The organism is Streptomyces sp. WAC04114, assembly GCF_019733245.1.
Taxonomy (GTDB): domain Bacteria; phylum Actinomycetota; class Actinomycetes; order Streptomycetales; family Streptomycetaceae; genus Streptomyces; species Streptomyces massasporeus_A.
In genome coordinates this window covers 1-6,148 of record NZ_JAIGQA010000281.1, presented here as the reverse complement: position 1 = coordinate 6,148, position 6,148 = coordinate 1, and the positions used below count along the sequence as shown (strand labels likewise).

At 73.7% G+C, this 6,148-nt stretch carries 6 protein-coding genes; 2 read left to right on the top strand and 4 right to left on the bottom strand.

Annotated features, from left to right (window positions below; translation table 11 throughout):
- The 4 genes from K4G64_RS37715 to K4G64_RS37700 all read right to left on the bottom strand — a co-directional run.
- Window positions 1-1,342, bottom strand: a 1,342-nt coding sequence (locus tag K4G64_RS37715; RefSeq protein WP_221760378.1) for a hypothetical protein, incomplete at its 3' end; no start/stop codon positions are given.
- Window positions 1,343-1,463: 121 nt separating this feature from the next.
- Window positions 1,464-1,892 carry an OsmC family peroxiredoxin gene (locus K4G64_RS37710; protein ID WP_030843761.1) on the bottom strand — a complete coding sequence of 143 codons (429 nt, stop codon included), beginning with the start codon at window positions 1,890-1,892 and terminating at the stop codon, window positions 1,464-1,466.
- A 138-nt stretch (window positions 1,893-2,030) separates the two neighbouring features.
- A complete protein-coding gene (locus K4G64_RS37705) occupies window positions 2,031-4,103 on the bottom strand; it encodes a phage holin family protein (RefSeq protein ID WP_221760377.1) in 2,073 nt (690 codons plus the stop codon).
- Window positions 4,104-4,215: 112 nt separating this feature from the next.
- Window positions 4,216-4,617 (bottom strand): hypothetical protein, encoded by a 402-nt coding sequence (locus K4G64_RS37700; RefSeq protein WP_221760376.1) that lies wholly within the window; start codon window positions 4,615-4,617, stop codon window positions 4,216-4,218.
- Window positions 4,618-4,700: 83 nt separating this feature from the next.
- Between K4G64_RS37700 and K4G64_RS37695 the strand changes: the two genes are divergently transcribed.
- Together K4G64_RS37695 and K4G64_RS37690 are read left to right on the top strand one after the other, a co-directional pair.
- Entirely contained in the window at window positions 4,701-5,474 is a 774-nt protein-coding gene (locus K4G64_RS37695) for an MBL fold metallo-hydrolase (protein WP_221760375.1), read from the top strand.
- A complete protein-coding gene (locus tag K4G64_RS37690; protein ID WP_221760374.1) occupies window positions 5,471-6,118 on the top strand; it encodes a VTT domain-containing protein in 648 nt (215 codons plus the stop codon). The genes K4G64_RS37695 and K4G64_RS37690 overlap by 4 nt, the downstream gene beginning before the upstream one ends.
- Window positions 6,119-6,148 lie beyond the last annotated feature (30 nt).

The following is a 6,148-nucleotide window of genomic DNA, read 5'->3' as shown; positions in this document are numbered from 1 at the left end:
GGGCGAAGGTGTCGTCGGGGGCGGGCAGCAGCGAGCCGGAGCGGGTGCGGACCCGTCCGAGGAGGACCCAGCCGATCAGCACGAGAACGACGAAGGGCAGCCAGGCCAGCGCGTAGGCCGTGCCGTAGGCGCGCAGGTCGAGGATGGAGCGGTGGTCGTCGACGTCGGTGCCGTTCACGCCGAAGAAGGCCAGCAGCAGCGTCGGCGGCAGGGCGATCAGCGTGGCCGCGGCGACCAGGCCGGAGACGGTGCGGTCGCGGCGGTCGTCGCGCTCGGCGAGTTCGGCGTCCAGGGTGGCGGAGCGGGCGCTGATCACCGAGGTCAGACGCTCGACCATGCGGGCCGAGTTCTCCAGGCTGTCACGGATGCCCAGGGCGTCGCCCAGGGAGGACTGGAAGGCCTCGGTGACCGTCTCGGGGATCAGCAGGCTGTCGACATAGGCCTCGACGCCGAAGGCCAGGTCCAGCTGGAGTTCGTTGACACCGGCGGAGAGGCGGGAGATCAGGGAGCGGATCCCGGTGGGTGAGTCGGCCGGTGCCTGTTCGTTGGCCTTCATCATGGCGAAGGCCGCCAGCCGGGTGCGCTGCAGCACGGACAGGGCGGAGATCATGCCGACGGCGACGAGGACCAGGCCGTTCTCCACGTGCGGGGCCCAGCCGGCCTGGACGGAGACGCCCCGCCCGAGGGCGGACAGGGTGAGGCCGTGGTTCCTGAGGTGCGGGGCGAGGCGCTCGTCGTAGGGGGTGGCGGGGTTCCACGGCATCCGGCCGCGGTAGACGATCTCGTTCAGCAGGATCGCCTTGCGGGCCTCGTCGGCGCTGAGCAGTTCCCGCTGTAACCGGCCGCCGGGGAAGACGAGTTGGTGCACATTCTGGCCGAGGGCGAGGGGCCTTCCGCCGAGTTGCGCGGCCACGGTGTGCAGGAGCGGGCGGTCGTCGAGCTCGATCCGCTCCCGGTCGAAGCAGGTGGTGGCCAGCCAGACGGCGAGGTCGCCGGCGGTGGTCTCGCCGGCGAAGGCGCAGTCCACGACGAGGGTGGCGTCGCCGCGGGGCGTGGTGACGACGAGGATCCGCAGCGACGCGAGGCCGAGGCCGTGGTCGCCGTGCGGCAACCGCAGCCGCCGGGGCGTGACGTGTTCGTCGAGGACCGGGACGGGCAGCACGTCCTGGCTGGTCATCAGGTGGGAGGCGAAGCGGCCGTAGTCGTAGCGGTCGACCAGGGCGCCGAGGGCGGTGCCTCGGGGGCGCAGCCGTCCGGAGAGGCTGAACAGCAGCAGGACGCGGGTCCGGTCACGGGTGGCGGAGTCGAGCACCGTCGCGTTCGGGGACGTTCCCGGCAGCATCGCGTTCCTTCCGGCCGGGCGGTTCGAGGCGTCTGGTTCATACCCCGGCCGGGGGTGGTGAACCGACGACGACGCGCGGGCCGCCCTGGTGGGCGGGCCCGCGCGACGGGTGTGCGGCAGATCAGGCGAGCTTGGCGGTCAGCGTGATGGGCGTGGCCTTGAGGGCCTGGCTGACCGGGCAGCCGGTCTTGGCCTCGTCGGCGGCGGCCTGGAAGGCGGCCTCGTCGATGCCGGGGACGGTGCCCTCGACGGTGAGGTGGATGCCGGTGATGCCCTCGCCGGGCTGGAAGGAGACGTCGGCCGAGGTGATGAGCTTGGTGGGCGGCGTCCCGGCCTTGTTGAGGATGTTGGAGAAGGCCATGGAGAAGCAGCTGGAGTGGGCGGCCGCGATCAGCTCCTCGGGGCTGGTCTTGCCGTTCGCCTCCTGGGCGCGCGAGGCCCACGTGACCGGCTGCTCGCCGATGGCGCCGGAGGAGTCGAAGGTGACGACACCGTTGCCCTCGAGCAGGTTGCCTTCCCAGACCGTGTGTGCGGAGCGCGTGGTAGCCACGAGTTCTTCCTTTCGCATGCGGACTCGCGTGCGGGCCCGTCGCCGGGCCCCGTGTCCCCCATCCGATCACACTACGGCTCAACTCACGCGGAGGACCTGCCCTCTGGCAGCGTGCGGCCGGGTGGGCGCGGCCGGAAGTCAGGCGGCGCGCTCCTCCTCGGTGGTCTCCAGCGGCACCTGCGGTCCGTTCGACTCGCGCAGCCAGCGCCGCAGGACCCGGTGCACGTGCTCGGCGCCGACGAGTTCCTCGCCCTGGGCGACGGGAGCGGAGACGCCGAGCGGGGACAGCAGGAAGGGTCTGCCCTGCGCGCCGCCGAGGCCGCCGTGGGAACCGATCTGCTCCTCGAAGGCGAGGACTTCGCCGTCGGCCGGGTCGTGGATGGAGTTGACCATGATGTCGGCGGTGTGCGGGAACGCGTGCGTGCGCCGTATCGCGTCGGCGGCGCCCGGGCCGAACGGGGCGAGCGGGCCCGGTTCGTCGTCGAGGTCGGCCAGCGGGATCTCGGCGCCGTACGCGCCGAGGACGACGCCGCCGTGCCGGTCGCTGCGGACCAGCAGGAAGCCGATGCCGGGGTGGTTGGCGAGGGTCGGCAGCAGCGCGGGGTGGCGGGCGTCGATCTCCTCCTTGCTCATCCGGTGCGTGACGTCCGGGAAGGAGACCAGGCCGAGGTTGCCGGAGGCCAGCACGATCGGCTCCGAGCCCGGCTCGGGGCGGTGCTGGCCGCCTTCGGCGACCGGGAAGCGCAACGCGGCGCGCACGGCGGCGCGGGCCTCCGCCCCGCTGCGGGTGCGCTCCGCCTTGCGCGACACGGGCATGCCGCAGCCGGCCCGCACCAGGTCGCCGAGCGTGAGGCCGTAGCGGGAGCGGAAGGTCTCGCCGGGGCTCTGGCCGTGGTCGGACAGCACGACGATCCGGTACGGGCGCGGGGCGTGCTCGGCGACGTTCTCGATCAGGGCGAGCGAGCGGTCGAGGCGTTCGAGGACCTTCTGGGCGTCGCGGCTCGCCGGGCCGGAGTGGTGGGCGACCTCGTCGTAGGCCACCAGGTCGGCGAAGACGGCCGTGCGGCCGACGAGCATGTCGCCCGTCACCGCGGCGACGACGACGTCCCGTTCGACGACCGTCGCGAAGGCCCGGACGAAGGGGTACAGGCCGCCCCGGGAGACGCGCGGGCGTTGTTTGCGCAGGCGCGTCCGGGTGGACTGGCCGATCTCCCGGCCCACCTCGGCGACGAAGGACAGCGCGGTGCGCACCGCGTTGGCCGGGTCGGAGAAGTAGGCGAAGTAGCCCGCGCGGGAGCGGTTCTCGCGGGTGCGGCGGCGGGCCGCTATGGACAGCACGAGGGCCTGCTGTTCGGCGCCGCCGCTGAACAGGTTGCCGCGGCTGGCGCCGTCGACGGTGAGCAGCCCGCCGTGCCCCGCGTACTCGACGGCGCGGCGCTGGAGTTCGGCCGCGCTGGTCGGGCGGTTGCAGACGACCACCTCGCCTGTGTCCTTCTCGTACCAGCGGAAGGCGGGGACGTCGTGGTTGCTGCCGTGCAGGATGCCGAGCTGGCTGGCGCCGGTCTGGCTGGACCAGTCGGTGCGCCAGGGGGTGAGCCGGTGGGTGGGGCGGCCGCCGTCGCCCTGGTCGAGCCAGCGGGCGACCGTGGGCATCAGGCCCTTGCCGACCGCGTCGAGCAGGGTGTCGTGGCCGACGCCGTCGAGCTGCACGAACACCGTGCCGGGGCCGGCGGGGGCCGGGGGTCCGGAGCGGCGGCGGCGGTCGGAGAGCCGGTACAGCCTGCGGCGGTAGGCGTCGTCGTCCCGTACGGCCAGGGCGGCACCGGTCGCGGAGGCCACGGCGGACATCACGGCGGCGACCACGACGGCGGTCTCCGGCGCGGCGGCGCCGCGCTCGGCCGGGTTGAGGTGCAGGGCGAGCAGCAGCAGGGCGCCGTTGAGGAAGAACACCAGCAGCCCCAGTACGAGCGCCGGTACGAGCAGCAGCAGCCGGACGAGCAGCGGCCACACCACGGCCGACAGCAGACCGAAGGCGCCGGCGCCGAAGGCCGCCGTGACGGCTATGTCCGTGGCGCTGTCGCCGTTCTCCGAGCGGAGCCGGAAGTCCGGGAGGATCCCGGCGAGCAGGAGCATGGTGACGGTGGAGACCGCCCACACGGCGACGCTCCGCCCCACCTGACTCGCGACCCGCCGCCACCGCACGCCCCGCACGCCCAGCCACCTCACGTCCCTGGCCCGCAGCCGTCGCGGGTCCTCCCCCACAGTGTCTCAACGCCCGGCCGGGCGGTTTCGTCCCCAGGTCACACCCCGGTGAGGAAGGACGTCAGCGGCCGTCGTAGCCGGCCGTCGGCATCGACAGCCGGCGGTGCACGCAGGCCTTCATCGCCGCGTCGTACGCAGGTTCCGCATGCCCCACCGTCTCGACGCGTACACCACGCCGCGCGCACTCGGTGGTGAACTCCTCGACGGAGGCGAGCGCGCTCTCCAGCACCCGCCGGCTGGGCGCGACGAACAGGTCGAGGCCGGGCCGGACGCCGTCCCACAGGGCGCCGTGGTCGGGTCGCAGTCCTCGGACCAGTAACTCCCGGCTGACCACGTAGCCCCGCTCGGCGGCCCAGCGGGCGCACATCGCGTGCTGACTGCGGGAGTCGACCAGGAACGGATCGTCGTCCAGCTCCTCGAGCGGCGTCAGACTCGCGATCGCCGTGACCCGCACCGGCACCATGGCGTCCCCCTCACCTCCGGTTTCGCCGCCGACCCTACTCCTGCACGTAGGCTTCGGGGGAGTCGCGCGAAGGAGGCAAAGAAGTGCCGGTGGAGATCACCTGGTGGGGTCACGCCACTTGCACCGTCGAGGACTCGAACGTGCGCGTGCTCACGGATCCCCTGTTCGCACGCCGGCTCGCGCACCTGCGGCGCCGGCGCGGAGCGCTGCCGCCCCCCGGCGCCCCGCGCGCGGACGTAGCGCTGGTGTCGCATCTGCACGCCGACCATCTGCACGTGCCGTCGCTGATGCGGCTCGCCGAGGGCACGCGCCTGCTCGTGCCCCGGGGCGCGCGCCGGGCGGTGCCGGGTCTGCGCCGGCTCTCTCACCTGCGGGTGAGCGAGGTGGCCCCCGGGGACGAGACCCCGGTCGGCGACATCGTCGTCCGGGCGGTGCCCGCGCGGCACGACGGGCGGCGGCTGCCGTTCGGACCGCACCGCTCCCCCGCCCTCGGCTATGTCATAGCCGGCGAGGCCCGGACGTACTTCGCCGGGGACACCGGGCTGTTCGACGACATGGCGAAGGAAGTCGGGCCGGTCGACGTGGCCCTGCTGCCGGTGGGCGGCTGGGGGCCCTACCTGGGCGAGGGGCACCTGGACGCGGGCCGGGCGGCGCAGGCGCTGGCACGGCTGGCGCCGCACAGTGCGGTGCCGGTGCACTACGGCACGTACTGGCCGATCGGCATGGACGCCGTGCGCCCCCACGAGTTCCACGCGCCGGGGGAGGAGTTCGTCCGGCTGGCTGCACGGGAAGCGCCCGATGTGGCGGTGCACCGGCTCGGGCACGGGGAGAGCGTGCGCGTGAAGGCCGCGCCGTGAATTGGTCCGCGCCGCTGGCGCCGGTGTACCTGCTCGCGGCGTCGGCCGTCACACCGGCGTCGGTGGTTCCGGAGTCCACGCAGCAGGCGATCGGGTATCCGACGCTCTTCGTGCTGGTGCTGGCCGGGGCGCTGGTGCCGGTGATCCCGACGGGGGCGCTGGTGAGTTCGGCGGCGGTGGTCGCCATGCACCGGACGCCGCCCTTCTCTCTGGCGATGGTGTTCGTGACGGCGTCACTGGCGGCGTTCCTGGGCGATGCGACGCTGTACTGGCTGGGGCGGCGCGGGCTGAAGTCGAAGAACGGGTCGCGGTGGCTGGAGGCCATCCGGTCGCGGGCGCCGGAGGACCGGCTGGAGCAGGCGCAGGAGAAGCTCTCCGCCCACGGGGTGGCGGTGCTGGTGCTGTCCCGGCTGGTGCCCGCGGGGCGCATCCCGGTGATGCTGGCCTGTCTGCTGGCCGAGTGGCCGCTGCGGAGGTTCTCCCGGGGGAACCTGCCGGCTTGTCTGGCTTGGGCCGCCACCTACCAGTTGATCGGGGTCCTCGGAGGGGCGCTGTTCGCCGAGCCGTGGCAGGGCGTGGTGGCGGCGATCGCGCTGACCCTGCTGCTCAGCGCGGTGCCGGCGGTGTGGCGGCGGGTGCGGTAGCTGCTTTTCGGGGGCGGGGGCGCCGTGGTG